Origin of the sequence: Sphingomonas sp. Leaf28, from assembly GCF_001421685.1 — a bacterium.
GTDB lineage: Bacteria > Pseudomonadota > Alphaproteobacteria > Sphingomonadales > Sphingomonadaceae > Sphingomonas > Sphingomonas aurantiaca.
Genome location: NZ_LMKX01000009.1, coordinates 116,148 through 130,496 on the forward strand (window position 1 = coordinate 116,148; position 14,349 = coordinate 130,496).

15 protein-coding genes are annotated in these 14,349 nt (G+C 67.2%); 6 read left to right on the forward strand and 9 right to left on the reverse strand.

Going from position 1 to position 14,349, the window contains the following annotated elements; translation table 11 throughout:
* Positions 1 to 75 precede the first annotated feature (75 nt).
* Positions 76 to 612 (reverse strand): superoxide dismutase family protein, encoded by a 537-nt coding sequence (locus ASE79_RS13625; protein ID WP_056417610.1) that lies wholly within the window; start codon positions 610 to 612, stop codon positions 76 to 78.
* A 45-nt stretch (positions 613 to 657) separates the two neighbouring features.
* Positions 658 to 1,215 (reverse strand): RNA 2',3'-cyclic phosphodiesterase, encoded by a 558-nt coding sequence (thpR, locus tag ASE79_RS13630; protein ID WP_056417613.1) that lies wholly within the window; start codon positions 1,213 to 1,215, stop codon positions 658 to 660.
* Positions 1,216 to 1,337: 122 nt separating this feature from the next.
* Between thpR and ASE79_RS13635 the strand changes: the two genes are divergently transcribed.
* The 4 genes from ASE79_RS13635 to ASE79_RS13650 all read left to right on the forward strand — a co-directional run bounded on the left by ASE79_RS13635 (position 1,338) and on the right by ASE79_RS13650 (position 4,144).
* Positions 1,338 to 2,087: a Bax inhibitor-1/YccA family protein gene (locus ASE79_RS13635; RefSeq protein ID WP_056417614.1), complete on the forward strand. Its 750-nt coding sequence runs from the start codon at positions 1,338 to 1,340 to the stop codon at positions 2,085 to 2,087.
* A gap of 88 nt (positions 2,088 to 2,175) precedes the next feature.
* Positions 2,176 to 2,955 carry a transglutaminase-like domain-containing protein gene (locus ASE79_RS13640; RefSeq protein ID WP_056418479.1) on the forward strand — a complete coding sequence of 260 codons (780 nt, stop codon included), beginning with the start codon at positions 2,176 to 2,178 and terminating at the stop codon, positions 2,953 to 2,955.
* A gap of 97 nt (positions 2,956 to 3,052) precedes the next feature.
* Entirely contained in the window at positions 3,053 to 3,352 is a 300-nt protein-coding gene (locus ASE79_RS13645) for a hypothetical protein (RefSeq protein ID WP_056417616.1), read from the forward strand.
* 237 nt (positions 3,353 to 3,589) lie between these two features.
* Entirely contained in the window at positions 3,590 to 4,144 is a 555-nt protein-coding gene (locus ASE79_RS13650) for a hypothetical protein (protein WP_056417619.1), read from the forward strand.
* A 10-nt stretch (positions 4,145 to 4,154) separates the two neighbouring features.
* Here ASE79_RS13650 and ASE79_RS13655 read toward each other — a convergent pair whose 3' ends face one another.
* The 5 genes from ASE79_RS13655 to ASE79_RS21300 all read right to left on the reverse strand — a co-directional run bounded on the left by ASE79_RS13655 (position 4,155) and on the right by ASE79_RS21300 (position 8,244).
* Complete coding sequence (locus tag ASE79_RS13655) at positions 4,155 to 4,883, reverse strand: extensin family protein (protein ID WP_056417622.1); 729 nt, start codon at positions 4,881 to 4,883, stop codon at positions 4,155 to 4,157.
* A 1-nt stretch (position 4,884) separates the two neighbouring features.
* Positions 4,885 to 5,667, reverse strand: a complete 783-nt coding sequence (locus ASE79_RS13660; protein ID WP_056417625.1) for an NUDIX hydrolase — start codon at positions 5,665 to 5,667, stop codon at positions 4,885 to 4,887.
* Positions 5,668 to 5,725: 58 nt separating this feature from the next.
* On the reverse strand, positions 5,726 to 7,051 hold the full coding sequence (locus tag ASE79_RS13665) for a hypothetical protein (RefSeq protein WP_162237043.1): 1,326 nt from the start codon (positions 7,049 to 7,051) through the stop codon (positions 5,726 to 5,728).
* A 253-nt stretch (positions 7,052 to 7,304) separates the two neighbouring features.
* Positions 7,305 to 7,889, reverse strand: a complete 585-nt coding sequence (locus ASE79_RS13670; RefSeq protein WP_056417628.1) for a glutathione S-transferase N-terminal domain-containing protein — start codon at positions 7,887 to 7,889, stop codon at positions 7,305 to 7,307.
* An 85-nt stretch (positions 7,890 to 7,974) separates the two neighbouring features.
* Positions 7,975 to 8,244, reverse strand: a complete 270-nt coding sequence (locus ASE79_RS21300) for a DUF1488 family protein (RefSeq protein ID WP_056417631.1) — start codon at positions 8,242 to 8,244, stop codon at positions 7,975 to 7,977.
* Positions 8,245 to 8,620: 376 nt separating this feature from the next.
* Between ASE79_RS21300 and ASE79_RS13680 the strand changes: the two genes are divergently transcribed.
* The gene (locus ASE79_RS13680) at positions 8,621 to 9,388 is read left to right on the forward strand and encodes a bacteriorhodopsin-like (protein WP_056417634.1); all 768 of its coding nucleotides are present in this window, start codon (positions 8,621 to 8,623) and stop codon (positions 9,386 to 9,388) included.
* 21 nt (positions 9,389 to 9,409) lie between these two features.
* On the forward strand, positions 9,410 to 10,357 hold the full coding sequence (locus tag ASE79_RS13685; protein ID WP_056418482.1) for a Brp/Blh family beta-carotene 15,15'-dioxygenase: 948 nt from the start codon (positions 9,410 to 9,412) through the stop codon (positions 10,355 to 10,357).
* Positions 10,358 to 10,984: 627 nt separating this feature from the next.
* Here ASE79_RS13685 and ASE79_RS13695 read toward each other — a convergent pair.
* Both ASE79_RS13695 and ASE79_RS13700 read right to left on the reverse strand, forming a co-directional pair.
* Positions 10,985 to 11,944: an NAD(P)/FAD-dependent oxidoreductase gene (locus tag ASE79_RS13695; RefSeq protein ID WP_056417640.1), complete on the reverse strand. Its 960-nt coding sequence runs from the start codon at positions 11,942 to 11,944 to the stop codon at positions 10,985 to 10,987.
* 471 nt (positions 11,945 to 12,415) lie between these two features.
* Positions 12,416 to 14,254: an alpha-amylase family glycosyl hydrolase gene (locus tag ASE79_RS13700; RefSeq protein ID WP_416354515.1), complete on the reverse strand. Its 1,839-nt coding sequence runs from the start codon at positions 14,252 to 14,254 to the stop codon at positions 12,416 to 12,418.
* Between the last annotated feature and the right edge of the window lie 95 nt (positions 14,255 to 14,349).

Consider the following 14,349-nt stretch of genomic DNA (forward strand, 5'->3'; position numbering starts at 1 on the left):
AAAAGGGTATGAGCGGAAAAAGGGGGGGCGAACGGAAAGGGGGCGCCCCTCGCGGCTGGCGAGGGGCGCTGTTACTTAGCTTGCCTGGAACACGCCGCAGGCGATGCGGCCGCCGCTGTTGCCGGCCGGGTCGGTCATCAGGTCGTCGGGCCCCGCATGCACCACGAACGCAGCGCCGTCCGCGTCGAGGAGCCCGGCCATCGTTGCGCCGGGGATCGTCATGCCGATCGTGCCGCGGCCGTCAGTGCCGATGACGAGGTTGGGCATGTCGCCTTCGTGCGGGCCTTGCGGGTTCATGCTGCCGTGCTTCATGCCCGTCGGGTTCCAATGGCCGCCCGCAGTCGTGAAGTCGGGTGCGTCGCAGCGGCCGACGGTGTGGATGTGCGCACCGTGCGTGCCGGGGGGCATCGCCTTGGCGTCGAGCGTGAAGCGGACGCCGCCTGCGACCTCGGTCGCGGTGGCGCGGCCGACGTCGATGCCAGTGGCGGTCATGAGCGTCGCGGTGGCGCGCTGGCCGCCTGCCATCGGGGTTCCGGTGTCCATTCCGGTCTTGGCGCAGGCGCTAAGGCCCATCGTTGCCGCGCCGATCAGTGCCAGTGTCGCAATCCGCATATCGTCTCTCCCTGTTGATCTTTCTTGCGAACCCTTCGCCGTGGCTCAGGTTCCCCGCGGCGTATCGAGCGCCCATCGCGCGACGGGTTCGTAGGTCGCGCCATCGCGCCCGAGATGGCTTTGGTACAGCACGAGATGGGGGAGCAGGAAGGGTGCACTGGCGAGCCCGGCATGTACCGCCAGCCACGGATCGACCGCGAACCCGACGCCGGCCGAACGCGCGAGCCGCGCGACCGTCAGATGCGGGAGATAGGCGCGGCGTTCTGGCTCGAGACCCGCGCGGACGCACGCCTGATCGACCTTGCGGTGGAGCGAAGCGAGCGCATCGTGCGGCGTCACGCCGACCCAGAGCGTATCGGTCCGCCCGCGTTTCTCGAAGCGACCGACTCCAGCGAGTGCGACGACCGGCGCGGGTGCGACGACATGGCTGAGCGCGACCGCGATATCTTCGGCGATCGGCCGCTCGACCGCGCCGATGAAGCGTAGCGTGATATGCAACTGCTCGTCGTCCTGCCAGCGCGCGGCGGGGACGCCCTCCATTATGTCGAGCAAGCTCTGACGGATAGGCGGCGGGGGCCGGAGGGCGATAAAGAGACGGATCATGGATTGCGGCAGGTTAACCGTCACTATGGCCTGCGATGCAACCACTCTGCTTGAAAAGCGTCGTGCAAGAGACGATATTCACCGTAACCGGCACGATGCCGGACAAAGGAGCTGATTTCACCATGGCTAATTGGTCTGACCCCCGGCCCCGCGCCACGTCGTTCGGAACGACGGCCACGGGGCAGCGTACCGAGGCCTATGACGCTGGTCTCCGGTCGTACATGCTGTCCGTCTACAACTATATGGGCTCGGCGGTGCTGCTGACCGGCATCGTCGCGATGCTGTTCGCCTGGGGCGGGGCGGAATCGCCTGCCGCACAGGTGTTCATGAGCGGCGGCATCCTGAAGTACGTCATCATGTTCTCGCCGCTGGCGATCGTGTTCGGCATGAGCTTCGGCCAGAACCGGATGAGCACCGGCACGATGCAGATGCTGTTCTGGGGCTTTGCGGTCCTGATGGGCCTGTCGATGTCGACCATCTTCCTGGTCTATAGCGGCACGTCGATCGCGGGTGCGTTCTTCGCGACCGCCGCCGGTTTCGCCGGGCTGAGCCTGTACGGCTACACGACGAAGCGTGACCTGTCGGCATTCGGGACGTTCCTGATCATCGGCGTGGTCGGCCTGCTGGTCGCCAGCCTGATCAATATGTTCTTGCAGTCGGGCGTCATGCAGTTGGTCATTAGCGGCGTCGGCGTGCTGCTGTTCGCAGGCCTCACCGCCTATGACACGCAGCGTACCAAGAGCCTGTATGCGCAGGTCGCGGGCACTGACATGGTCGGCAAGGTCGTGATCATGTCGGCACTCAGCCTGTATCTCGACTTTATCAACATGTTCATGTTCGTGCTGCGTCTGTTTGGTAGCAGCCGCAACTAAGTCCCGCTAAGGGTGTGACGAACGCAGGGCTCGGCGGGACACCGCCGGGCCCTTTTCTTTTGGCTTCAGGACAGGAATGGGACGCGCGATGCGGCTCTCGATCGACGTGCGTCTGGATTACGGGATCAGCGGAGACGCCGATGTGCTGCTCCAGATCGAAGCCGCGGCGATGGCCGACCAGAAGATCGAGTCGGAGTCGCTGACGATCTGGTCCGACAGTCCGATCCGTGCGGTCCGCGGTGAGGACGGGATCGGCCAGCGCTGCTGGTCGCGTGGGCATGGCCGGTTCACCGCCGAGTATAAATCGATCGTCGCGGTATCGCGCGAGCGGGTGCAGCTCGAGCTGTATCCGGCGACTCCGCCGCGGATGCTCGACGGCGAGCTGACGCCGTATCTGATGCCGAGCCGCTATTGCCCGTCGGACCGCTTCGAGGGTTTTGTCGGGCGCGAGTTCGCAGGGCTGGAAGGTGGGCCGTTGGCCGCTGCGCTGACCGAATGGGTATACCAGTCGCTCGACTATCGCTGCGGATCGAGCAGCGGGGAGACGACCGCGCTTGACACGTTCGCGTCGCGATCGGGGGTGTGTCGCGATTATTCGCATCTGCTGGTGTCGCTGGCGCGCGCGGGCGGGATTCCGGCGCGGTGCGTGTCGGCCTATGCCCCCGGCGTCGATCCGCCCGATTTCCATGCGGTGGCGGAGCTGTGGCTGGCGGGCGACTGGCGGCTGATCGATGCAACTAGGATGGCGACGTGCAGCGATATCGCGCGCGTGTGCGTGGGCCGCGATGCGACCGATATCGCGTTCATGACGGTGTTCGGGCAGGCGTATCTGTGGGAGCAGCGGGTCACGGTCACGCCGCTCGACTGAAGATCCGTCCGTTATCCTGACGTTTGGGGGCGGGGCAGGAACGCTCTTGCCGCTGGACCGTTGGTCGTCGCAAAGTTTTCAAAGAGGGACAATCGCGATGACCGACATAGACAAGAGCTCACTCGACAGCCTTTCGGTCGCACCCGACGACAAGGACGCCGAGGGCAAGACCTCAGGCCGCGATCCGCGCCAGGAAGCTGGCCAGGACAAGTCGATCGCCAAGCGCCTGCAGAAGAACCCCGACAGTGCCGACGCCCGCCTCGACAACGGGCTGGACGAGTCGATGGACGGCAGCGATCCGATCTCTGCGACTCAGCCGGGGTCGGGCAACGAGCCGGCCAAGTCGTCGGGCTATGACGAGGATGCCGAGCGGGCGCTGCGCGAAAAGCAGGCATAACGCACCATGATTGCCTGACGAATGGGCGCCGGTCGGAAACGACCGGCGCCTTTTTGTTGCCCGGACGTCGCGCAACGTAATCGAATCGCTCGATTTGGTTCGGTTCATCGCACTCTTGTTGCAGCGCAACAGCTTTCATGGTCGCTTGGCTTTACGGAACGATGACGCGCATTTCGGTCGTTGTTAACCATCCGAGCGCATAGTCTGCAGGTTCCTTGACGAGAGCGGGGTGACGACATGGCTTCCAGAATGACACCGGCACAGGGCTCGACGACGCTGGCCGAGATGAAGGAATTCGCGGGCTTTCCCGGCGCCACGCAGCGCTATATCCGCCGGTCGCTCGATGTCGGGCTGGATCGCGAGGACGCGATGCTCCGCTGGTCGCGCGACGTCGTCGAGGCGGCGTCCATCCGGGCGCAGGCGCGGCTGTACAACTCGCTACCCGATCTGCGCGCGCTGGTGCCCGACGACAGCGGGCTTGACTCGATCGAACCGTTCCTCGCGCCGCTGATGACGCTCGTCGCGTTCGACCTGGGGCAGGGGCGGCTGACGAGCTTCTCGGCGCTGCGCTTTCTATATGAGCGGTTGATCGGTGCCGAGGTGCGGCCGTGGCTGCCATCGGCCTTTTGTGCGGCGGCGGCGCTGCCGCATCTGCATCCCGAATTGCGGCGCAAGCTGCTCCAGTCGATCAGCGAGGCGGCGGCGACCGCGTCGGGCTGGTCGAACCGGCAGCCGGCCTTCTTCCCCTATTGGGTCGAAAAGGTGGATTCGGGGACGACGCTGGCAAGCTGATCGCACAGCGCTATCGGCAGGCGCGCCAGCCCATCGATCCGCGATCGGCCTGGTCGAGATGCAGGTGATCGGCGTGCGCGGCGTTATAGTCGGGGGACAAGGTCGTCGCGAACAGCGTGCAGGCGCCGTCGCGGACTTCGCGCAGGAACGCCGACTTGGCATCGCCGCGTTTCCAGTCGCGCACGACGGTGATGCGGGTGCCGTCGGTGAGGCGGAAGCCGGCAATGTCGACCGCATCGGCGGTGGAGTGCTCGCTCCAGTTGCCCGCATCGCGCCCGTAGATCCGCCGGCAGCTATAGCTGCCGAAATGATCGATACTCGCGACCCGCGCCCCGAAATGACGCTCGGCCGCGGGCTGGACGATGTTCCATTCCCACACCGACAGCGCCGCCGCGACCGGGCAGGCGACGCCGAGCCCGGGCGGAACGAACGCGATCTTGCGTGCGCCGCCGGTCAGCCTGACGCCGTCCGAATAGCCGCATTGCCCCTCGCCCTTGCGGGGTGGCAAGACGGTGTAGCGGACCCCGGCGCGGTCCAGCAGCGCGCGGCATTGCGGGAAGTCGCTGGTCAGCGCGGCCAGCTTGCGTCCGGTGAACATCCCGATCGGCTGGCCGAGATCGAGCGGCGCCCAGGGCAGGTCCTGCGGCCGGCTGCGCGTCATTGCCCAGAGCATCAGTGCCAGCGTCGCGAAGACCGCCAGCCCGACGAGCCAGCCCAGGATCCGCCGCACCGCGCGCATCTCAGCCGCGTACCGCGTCGGACATCGGCTCCGACGTTACCGGATAGCCGAGGTCGGGCGGGATGCAGAGATGCTCGACCTCGCCGTGCGTGTCGCTCGGCCGCATTTCCGTCCAGGGCGTGACGGTCCGCACCGGGTGTGCGCGCGCATCCGCGACCGCCGCGTCGAAATCGGCGAACTGCGCGAGGCGCTCGAGATTGCGCCGCGTCGGGAAGATGATCGTCGCGCGGCCCGCGTCCGCCTGCGCGAGCACGTCGGCAGCGGTCGCCCAGAACAGCCGGACATTCTCCGTCGCATCGACCCGCGCCTCGGGCGCGTCCCCCGGCAGCCGCGCCAGATAAAAATGCGTGTCGAAGATCCGGGTATGCGCGTGCGCGGGCCGCCAGCGTGCGAAATATTCGAGCGAGTCGAGATCGAGGCTGGCACCCGCCTCCGCCAGCGCCTCGCCCAACATGGTTCCGGCGTGAAGCATCGCGCGCAACCGCTCGAAGACCGCGGGGGAGGGCGTCGGCGAGAGGCCGATCGGCAGCCCGACCTCCTCGATCGTCTCGCGGATCGCGGCGACGCGCGCGGCGGCATTGGTATCGGGGTGGCCCGACGCGGCGGCCAGGACATGGTCGCCCGGATCGATCCGACCGCCGGGAAACACCAGTGCGCCGCCGGCGAACATCATCGCCTTTGCCCGCTCGACGAACAGCAGCTCGGGCGGTCCGGCGGCGGCATCGCGGAACAGCACGAGCGTCGCGGCGGGGATTGCTGGCGTGAGGGGCGGACTATCGGTCATGTCGCGGTGTAACGCGCCACCCCGCGATCGGGTAGCGTGGGCAAAACGTCCAACGATCTCAACGCGGGGCCTGCGTCAGGGGTGCGGCCATTACCGCCTCTGGCGCCGCCCTTGGCGCGGCATAGGACAGCGACCAGCCCGCCGGCAGATAGTCGGTCGACATGTAGTAATAGAACAGGCACGTCCCGTCGCGCCGGTAGGTACCGCCCTTGACGAGGCCGAGTGCGACCGTGCCGTCGAACACTGGCGCGCCGCTGTCGCCGCCCTTGCAAGTCGGGCCCTCGACCGCGACCCAGGTGGGCAGGCAGGCGCCGCCGCACAGATCGCCGGCGGGCGCGAAATCGACCATCGCGACCAGCGCGCAGCTATAGCCGGTCCGCTCGCCGCGATGGCAGACGAAATCGCCCGCACGCGTGCTCTCGCGGTTTCGCCAGGTCGAGACGGGGCGCGTGAGCGTCTTTGCTGTGTTGGCGTAGAAGGTTGCGGGGAAGGAGGGGGGCAGCGGCGCGGCCGTGGCGACGGTGTTGATCTGGACATCCTGATAGCCCCAGCCCCATTGCCCGACGAATTCGAGCGGCACGCTGCCTTGGCGCGAGTCGACATAGGTGAGCGTGTCGGGGCAATGCGCCGCGGTCGCGATGCCCGAGCGCGATCCGTCGGTGACAACGAAGCCGGTGGTGCAGGCATAGCGCTTGCCATCGACCGTCCCGACGACCCGCGCGCCGCCCTCGACTGAGGGCGTCGGTGTGATCGCCGCAGGGGCCGCGTCGCCGGATGTAGTCTGGGGCGAGGGGGCGAGATCGCTGGTGGTGCGGTCGATCGCCTCGATCTGGACAGGAACGCCCGTCATCGCCGCGATCTGCGCCTGGACGGCGCCGTCGCGATCGCGCTCGGCATCGCGGCCGCTGATCATCACGACCAGCGCACCCGTGCGCGGATCGATCCCGAGCCCCGGCGGATGCGGCAGCGCCGCTCGGATCTGTGCCTGATGCGCCGCGATGACCGCGAGCATCCCCGTTCGGTTCATCGCGGCCCCGGTGCAGAACACGATCGGGACGTCGATGCCACCGGCGACGATCGACTGATCCGCGACTGGGTCCGTGCCGGTCAGCAGGATGACGATCCGGTAGCTCGGGCGATGCTCGATCACGATCCCCGCCCAGCGATCACGATAGGTCTCGCGCAGGCGGTCGGTCACGGCGACGCTGTCGGTCTGCGCGCGCAGCCGGTGCATCGCCTCGTCCAGCGTCACGCCGAACGCGCGCGCATATTCGCCCGCATCCTGCATCAGCGCATCGATGGGCATCTGGACGCGCGGGACGGGCGCCGTCGGAGTCTGCGCCATGACCGGTGGCTGGAGCGCGATCAGCAGGGAAAGGGCCAAGGCGAGCCGGGCTCGAAACATCGACATTGATCGGGCATCGCACAGGAGAAGCGGGAAAGGGCCTGATGCCGTACCCCAGACGTTCAAACGCATGCAGTCTGCCGTCCGATCCCGCGAAGGGTAGCGTGCCGACACGGCCTTGCGGCGTGCGCGGGCGTGGCTCTGTTACTTAGGACACCACAGCGACGGCGCATGCGCGGTCGTCGCACATGCACCGTCCTGCGGTGTTTAGTCCGTGCCGGCGATCGCCGGGTCAGATCAGCCCTTCATGCTGCATCGCGGTCTGTACCGAGGGGCGAGTCATCAGCCGGTCGCGGAACGCGGCGAGCTTGGCGGGAACCTCGATCGCGTTCTTCTTCGCCCAGAGCAGCATGACGAACAGGTAGAAATCCGCCACGCTGACGTCCGCGCCGAGCAGGAAATCGCCCTGCATCGTATCCGCCAGATACGTCATCCGCTTGACGATCATGTCAGACGCCTTGGCCTTTTCATCGTCGCCGGCGCCCGAGAAGAACGGCTTGAAGCTCTTGTGGATCTCGGTCGAGATGAACGCGAGCGCTTCAAGCAGGTGCGTATGGCCCATCGCGCCCGCGGGCTTGAGAGCGGTATCCTGGTGCGCGATCCAGTCGAGGATGGCGATGTTCTCGCTGAGCGTCTCGCCCGAATCGAGCGTCAGTGCCGGCACATAGCCCTTGGGATTGATCGCGGTGTAATCGGCACCGCTCTCGGTCCGCTTGGCCTTCAGATCGACCTTTTCATGTTCGAACGACAATCCCGCTTCATGCAGCGCGATATGGTCTGCCAGGCTGCAGGCGCCGGGCGCATAATAGAGCTTCATCGGTTTTCTCTCCGTGGTGGACGGCGTGAACGCGCGGGATGTCGATCGGCTGCCCGGCCGTTGCGGGCGGCGGGTGGGAAACGGCTTATTCGAGATCGTCGTCGTCGATGACCACGACGTTGGCGTTCGGGCGCTGGTCGGCGACATCGGCGCAGACGTCGAGGATCTCGTCGCTGAACCGCTCGAACAGTTCGAGCGCGTCGTTGTCGGGCTCGTCGCCGCTCAGTTCCTGGAGAACGGCATATTTGACGGCAAAGTCGCGCTCGTCGCCGTCGATTTCGGCGGTGAACTCGATCTGCTGTGCGATGTCGTTGTCGGTAAGGCTAGCTTGGTCGACGGTGATACGGCTGGGCATGGCGTGGGTCTCCTGGAAAAGGACAGGCACTGCCCAAGAGCGGTGACTCAGGCAAGGGGTCGCGTGTCGAACGGCGGCCGAGTGCGCGCGTTGCGGCGTATCGGGCGACCGGCATAACGACCGATATGGACCATGTTCCATATCGCAGCCCGATGGGTTGAGGCGTAGTCTCAAACAGGCCGTCACAGCGGCCGGGACTCGCGGTGTTTCAGCCACGTCGCGTGTTCTGGGTGGAACTCCCTCTGTTGCCCTTAAAGGCCGCTGTGGCGCCACTATCGGGTGTAACCGAGCCGGTCTCGTCATGGCTCGGGGTGCCTGCAACTAGCCCGGTCCGCCACCGCAGTGGGCCCCGCGCAGCAAGGTGATGGAGATCCTGATGGATATCGTAACCCCGTTCCAGTTCTCGCTTGTGTATAACGCGTTCTCGTTCACCTTCGCGGCGATGGCCGCGGCGACCGCGTTTCTCTGGCTCAGCCGGTCGCAGGTCGCGCCGGCGTATCGGACGGCGGTGACGATCTCGGGGCTGGTGACTGCAATCGCGGCTTATCATTATTTCCGCATCTTCGAGAGCTGGAACGCCGCCTATGTCCTCAAGGGCGGCGTGATCACCGCCACCGGCTTCGCGTTCAACGACGCCTATCGCTATGTCGACTGGCTGCTGACCGTGCCGCTGCTGCTGATCGAGCTTGTCCTGGTGATGCGGCTGTCGCCCGAACAGACATCGTCCAAGACGGTCCGTCTCGGCTTTGCGGCGGCGCTGATGATCGTGCTGGGCTATCCCGGCGAAATCGCGATCGATATCCCGACCCGCGCGCTGTGGGGCACGCTGTCGTCGATCCCGTTCGTCTACATCGTCTGGGAATTGTTCCGCGGGCTTGGCGAATCGATCGAACAGCAGCCGGCGGCCGCACGCGATCTCGTGCGGCGCGCACGGCTGCTGACCTTCGCATCGTGGGGCTTCTACCCGATCGTCTACATGGCCCCCTATGCCGGCCTGACCGGGGCCAATGTGACGACTGTCATCCAGCTCGGCTACACGATCGCGGACATCGTCGCGAAGGCCGGCGTGGGCGTGCTGATCTTCATGATCTCGTCGCGCAAGTCGCAGGCCGAAGGGCATGTCGCGGGGGTCCATGCCGCGTGACCGACGACCCGGCGGCGCATGATGGCCGCTGACAGCCTCAACCACCGCCGCACCCGGATCGGGCGCGGCGGTGTCGTGCCTGTCGCGTTCTGGATCGTGGGAATGTATCTCGCGACTGCGCTCGCCGCGGGGATTTCGCTCGATGGGCGAACCGCGACGGGACTCGCGACCTTGGTTTTCGTCGTGGGGGGCATGCCGCATGGCGCCTATGACATCGCGCTGCTCACGCGCGCGACGCGCCTGCGCCACGGCTGGCTGTGGCTGGCGGTGGCGGGGTATGTCGGCATCGCGATCGGCATGGCAGTGCTGTGGGTTGTCGTGCCGGCGGGCGGGCTGATCCTGTTCCTGATGGTCGCGGCGATCCATTTCGGCGAGGACTGGACGATGCTCGACGAGCCGCTGCTCAAGATGGCGGCGGGCACCGCGATCATCGCGGCGGCGGCGATCGGCCACCCGGCGCAGGTCGCCGCGCTGTTCGTCACCATGGCAGGCGGTCCGGGCGGCGCGGTCATCGCGCGCGCGGCGATCGCCGTGGCGCCCGTTGCGTTGCTCGTAACGAGTGTTGGGATCTGGGTTGCGTGGCGCGAAGGCGCGCGCGAATGGGCGGCGGCGACCGCGGTCGCGATCGTCGCGCTCATCCTCCTGCCCCCGGTCGCGGGCTTCGCGCTGTTCTTCGTGTTCCTGCACTCGCCCCGCCACCTGAGCGCGGCGCGCGCGCTGCTCGACGATATGCCGCGTGCGAAATGGCTGACGACGGGCGCGGCGATGAGCGCGCTCGCAATCGGGGGGTGGTGGCTCTTCGCGTGGCGTATCGAGGCGTTGCCCGCCGACATGACGGCACAGGCCTTTCAGCTACTCGCCGCCGTCGCCCTGCCGCACCTGCTCCTATCGCGCTGGCTCGAGCGGCGCCTGGATCCTGCGGTATCCGGTCCAGGCAACGAGTTTTGTGTGCGGGGAACGGATCCGTGACGCTGCACTCTACGCCATAACATGCCGGTGCATGCAGCGGGGTCTTGTGTGGACCGAGAGGCCAATGTGGTAGACCACGGGTTTGTGGCGATGCGGCCTTGAGACCGGACCGCGATGGCGAGGGCAAACGCGCGATTGAGGGAGAGTCGTGCGCGTGTTGACGGAAATCGACGACCTGGTCTCACTCTCTAGCATCCGCTCCACGAGGCGGCGGCAGGACAGCCACGCGCTTTCGATCCGTGGTACCAATATCCAGTCGGTGGCCGCGCCGAGCCGCCTCCTAGCGTTCGACAGTGCACCGCAATCGGTCACGTTGGCGTTGGCGTTGGCGTTGGCGTTGGCACAGCGCGGGTGAGGGCTGGCTCGTGGGCGAGGGGCGGGTGCAGTTGCGGAACGGTCGCGCGCGCCTACGGCAATCGGCAACCTCGCCGAGCCCGCCCGCATCTGAACCGCGAGGTGGCGACAGCCAGCTGCTTGCGATCCGTGGTGCCAGCAGCCGATCCGCCGGGGGGCCTCCCGCGTTCTACAATGCACTGCGATTGGTCTCGCCAGCGGGGGCAAGGCGAAGGCACAGGCGGCGGCGCACTTGTGAGCCGGTCGCGCGTCTACGCCGCTCAGCGACCCGGACTATCCCGCTAACATTTGGTCCGCGAGGAGGCGGCCGGAGAGCCAGGCGCTTTCGATCCGTGGTGCCAGCAGCCAGTCGCCGGCGGCGCCGAGCCGCATCCCGGCATTCCACAGCGCACCGCGATCGGTCGCGGTCGCGCGGGCGTAGCGCCAGCGATGCGCGGTGCGATAAATTGGCGTGGGAAGCGGGCGGTCAGCCTGGTCTGCCAGCGCGGCGTGCAGTCGCTCGGCGACGCTGTCGATCGAGTCTTCGAGGTGCGTCGTCGACCAGTCCGGCGTGGCCTGGATCACCCAGGCCTCCGGGCCGCTGCGCCCCGGCTTTGCGCTGTTGCGCGCCGCCCAACCGATGATTCCGGCGTGGCGGACGATGTCCCCGGTGATCGGGACGGGTTCGGCGAAGGCTAACATCGCGGTCCAGCTTGGCGAGGACCGGCAGGCCTTGGCTTGGGCCGCCATGGCCGGATCATGATCGGCCAAGAGCGCCGCGGCCTGTTCGGCGGGAACGGCGATGACCACGGTGTCGAATGGCGCGTCGACCGCCGCGGCGGACGCGAGGGGAGTCGGCGCGAGCAGCTCGACATGCCAGCCGGCGTCGCTGCGGCGGAGCGCGGTGACCTGGTGCTGCCAGTGGACCTGTGTCTGATCCACGAGATGCTTGACGATCGCGTTCATGCCGGGCGTGCCGATCCAGGCATCGTCCCCCGCAGCAGGCCAGCGCGCGACCACGCCGGCCGCCGCCCATGCGTCGATCGCGGCGACGAAGGCGGGATCGCGCGCGGTCAGATATTGCGCGCCGTGATCTAACGCCGCGTTGCCCGCGGACGTCTCGACCCGCCGCGTCGACATCCGCCCACCGGCGCCGCGACCCTTGTCGAACAGCGTGACGTCATGCTCCGCGTCCTGCAGCCGCAGCGCGCAGGACAGACCGGCGATGCCGGCACCTACGATCGCAATTCTCATGACGCTCTCCGTGACCACCAGACGCGCGGGCCATGAACGCTCCGCTGTTGCGCGACAACAGCGGTTGCACGGGGCGTCGCGTCATCTTTGCGCAAAGTTGATCTCGCGCAACCGGACACGATCCAGGCCGGTGTCGATATCATCGTCCCCCGCCGGATCGTCTGTTTGACCTGGCCTTGACGGCTTGGCGTCACGGCAATCGAGCAGGGGGCTGTCATGGGACGCTGCGCTGGACAGCGGGGCGGCCGCGATGGCGGCATTGCCCGGCAGGTCGGCGCCGGTCGGACGGGGCAGGACTGCGCCCGCCGGATTGTCGGCTTGACCTGGCCTTGACGGCTTGGCTCCAGGGCAATCGAGCAGGGGGCGGCCGTCATGGGCCGCCGTGCTTGACCGGCGGCGCGGCCGCGCTGGCGGCGTTGCCCGGTAGGTCGGCGTCGGTCGAACGGGGGCAGGGCCGCGCCCGCCGATCGGTCAGCGCGGGCTGGTCAGCGCGCAGACCGCAAAGCCGAGCGGCGGGAGCGTGACGGTGAGGCTTCCGGGCGCAGCGACCGTACCGCATCCCGCCCCCGCGAGCGTCCGGGCGGCGGTCGCATCGACGCCGATCTCGACCTGGCGCGTCAATGCGGTCGTCGAGGTGTTGAACGCCAGCAGGACCTCCGCGTTCGTGACCGGATCGAAGCGCGAGATCGCCAGCAGCCCGGGCGTTTCCTCGCGCGCGCGCAGCGTCTGCCGGCCGCGCGTCAGGGCAGGTGTGACGGTGCGCAGCCGGGCCAGCGTGGCGGTCTGGCGGAACAGCGCGTTGTCGCGGCCGAAATGCGCAGTCGCGGTCGTGCTCGCGGTGCCGAGCAAGCGGTTGTCATTGTACACCGCGACCTTGCTGGCGAACATGTCCTCGCGCGCGTCCTGATCGTTGCCGTCGCTCGCAAAGCCTTGCTCGTCGCCCGAATAGATCGTCGGCACGCCGCGCAGCGTCAGCAGCATCGCGTTGGACAGCATCACGCGCGCCAGCACCTCATCGTCGTCCGCCTTGGGAAACGCGGTGCGGACGAACGTCGCGAACCGGCCGTCATCATGGTTGCCCGTGAAGGTCGGCAACGTCACGGCGGTGTCGTAGCCATGGGCGTACAGCGCATCGCCGTCGAACAGCGCCTCGAACGCATCGGTTCCGCGGGTGCCCGCGACGGTGTCGACCACCGCCTGGCGGAACGAGAAATCGAGGACGGCGGGCAGTTTGTCGACGATCGTGTGCTGTGCGAGCACGGCAGGGCGAACCTCATGGTCCGACACCTCGCCGAAGATGTGGAAGTTGGGGATGCCCTTTGCCGCCGCGCGCGCCTGCATTGCGGGGACGAAGGCGGCCCAGAATTCGGGGTTCACGTGGCGCGCGGTATCGATCCGGAAGCCATCGATGCCGTAGCGATCGATCCAGTCGCCGAAGATGTCGATCATGCCCGACACGACGCGCGGATTCTCGGTCATCAGATCGTCGAGGCCGACGAAGTCGCCCATCGTCGAACTCTCGTTGCGATAGGTCGTGTCGCCGCGATTATGATAATAGCGCATGTCGTTGAGCCATGCGGGCACCTTCACGCGGCGCTCGGCGGCGGGCACGAACGGCGTGTAGGCATAGTCGTTGCGGACGAGCTTGGCGAAGTTGTCGGCGGTGCGGACGTCGTCGCCGGCAAAGTCCGGATTGATCGCCGCGCCATTCGGCCCGAGCCGACGCTGGTACGGATAGTCCGCCCGGCTGCGATAGGGGCAGGCGCGCTGGCCGACGCATTCGCGGTACTGGATCACGTCGGCGGTGTGGTTGATGATGATGTCCATATAGACCTTCATCCCGCGGCCATGCGCGGCGCTCACCAGTGCTGCGAAGTCGGCATTGGTGCCGAGATGCGGATCGACCTGCGTGAAGTCGGTGATCCAATAGCCGTGATAGCCGGCCGACTGGTGGCCGGGGGCGCCTTGTACGGGCTTGTTCTTGAACACCGGGCCGACCCAGATCGCGGTCGCACCGAGGCTCTGGACATAGTCGAGCCGCTGCGTCAGCCCCTTGAGATCGCCGCCGTGGAAAAAGCCCTTGGCGGTGGGATCGAAACCGGTCTTGTCCCGGCCACCCGTCAGCCCGCCGCGATCATTGGTGGGATCGCCGTTCTCGAACCGGTCTGGCAGCACGAAATAGATCACCTCGTCCTGCGCCAGTCGCGCGCGGTAATCGAGTGGGGTCGCGGGCGCGGCTGGCGCGGGCGTGGCCTGCGCGGGGGACGACTGGACGGGGTTTGCCAGCGCGTGCGGCGCGGCGAGTGCCATCGCCAGCGCGACCGTGAATTTCGTAGCGCGCGTCGACATGCAAATCTTCTCCATCATCGCATGGCCGATCTTCCGCCGACCCAGGTTCTTGGCGT

What these genes read in the sequence shown, in the direction of transcription:
- ASE79_RS13625 (WP_056417610.1), bottom strand. Translation starts at nt 612, where the DNA reads ATGCGGATTGCGACACTGGCACTGATCGGCGCGGCAACGATGGGCCTT.
- thpR (WP_056417613.1), bottom strand. Translation starts at nt 1,215, where the DNA reads ATGATCCGTCTCTTTATCGCCCTCCGGCCCCCGCCGCCTATCCGTCAG.
- ASE79_RS13635 (WP_056417614.1), top strand. Translation starts at nt 1,338, where the DNA reads ATGGCTAATTGGTCTGACCCCCGGCCCCGCGCCACGTCGTTCGGAACG.
- ASE79_RS13640 (WP_056418479.1), top strand. Translation starts at nt 2,176, where the DNA reads ATGCGGCTCTCGATCGACGTGCGTCTGGATTACGGGATCAGCGGAGAC.
- ASE79_RS13645 (WP_056417616.1), top strand. Translation starts at nt 3,053, where the DNA reads ATGACCGACATAGACAAGAGCTCACTCGACAGCCTTTCGGTCGCACCC.
- ASE79_RS13650 (WP_056417619.1), top strand. Translation starts at nt 3,590, where the DNA reads ATGGCTTCCAGAATGACACCGGCACAGGGCTCGACGACGCTGGCCGAG.
- ASE79_RS13655 (WP_056417622.1), bottom strand. Translation starts at nt 4,883, where the DNA reads ATGCGCGCGGTGCGGCGGATCCTGGGCTGGCTCGTCGGGCTGGCGGTC.
- ASE79_RS13660 (WP_056417625.1), bottom strand. Translation starts at nt 5,667, where the DNA reads ATGACCGATAGTCCGCCCCTCACGCCAGCAATCCCCGCCGCGACGCTC.
- ASE79_RS13670 (WP_056417628.1), bottom strand. Translation starts at nt 7,889, where the DNA reads ATGAAGCTCTATTATGCGCCCGGCGCCTGCAGCCTGGCAGACCATATC.
- ASE79_RS21300 (WP_056417631.1), bottom strand. Translation starts at nt 8,244, where the DNA reads ATGCCCAGCCGTATCACCGTCGACCAAGCTAGCCTTACCGACAACGAC.
- ASE79_RS13680 (WP_056417634.1), top strand. Translation starts at nt 8,621, where the DNA reads ATGGATATCGTAACCCCGTTCCAGTTCTCGCTTGTGTATAACGCGTTC.
- ASE79_RS13685 (WP_056418482.1), top strand. Translation starts at nt 9,410, where the DNA reads ATGGCCGCTGACAGCCTCAACCACCGCCGCACCCGGATCGGGCGCGGC.
- ASE79_RS13695 (WP_056417640.1), bottom strand. Translation starts at nt 11,944, where the DNA reads ATGAGAATTGCGATCGTAGGTGCCGGCATCGCCGGTCTGTCCTGCGCG.
- ASE79_RS13700 (WP_416354515.1), bottom strand. Translation starts at nt 14,254, where the DNA reads ATGGCACTCGCCGCGCCGCACGCGCTGGCAAACCCCGTCCAGTCGTCC.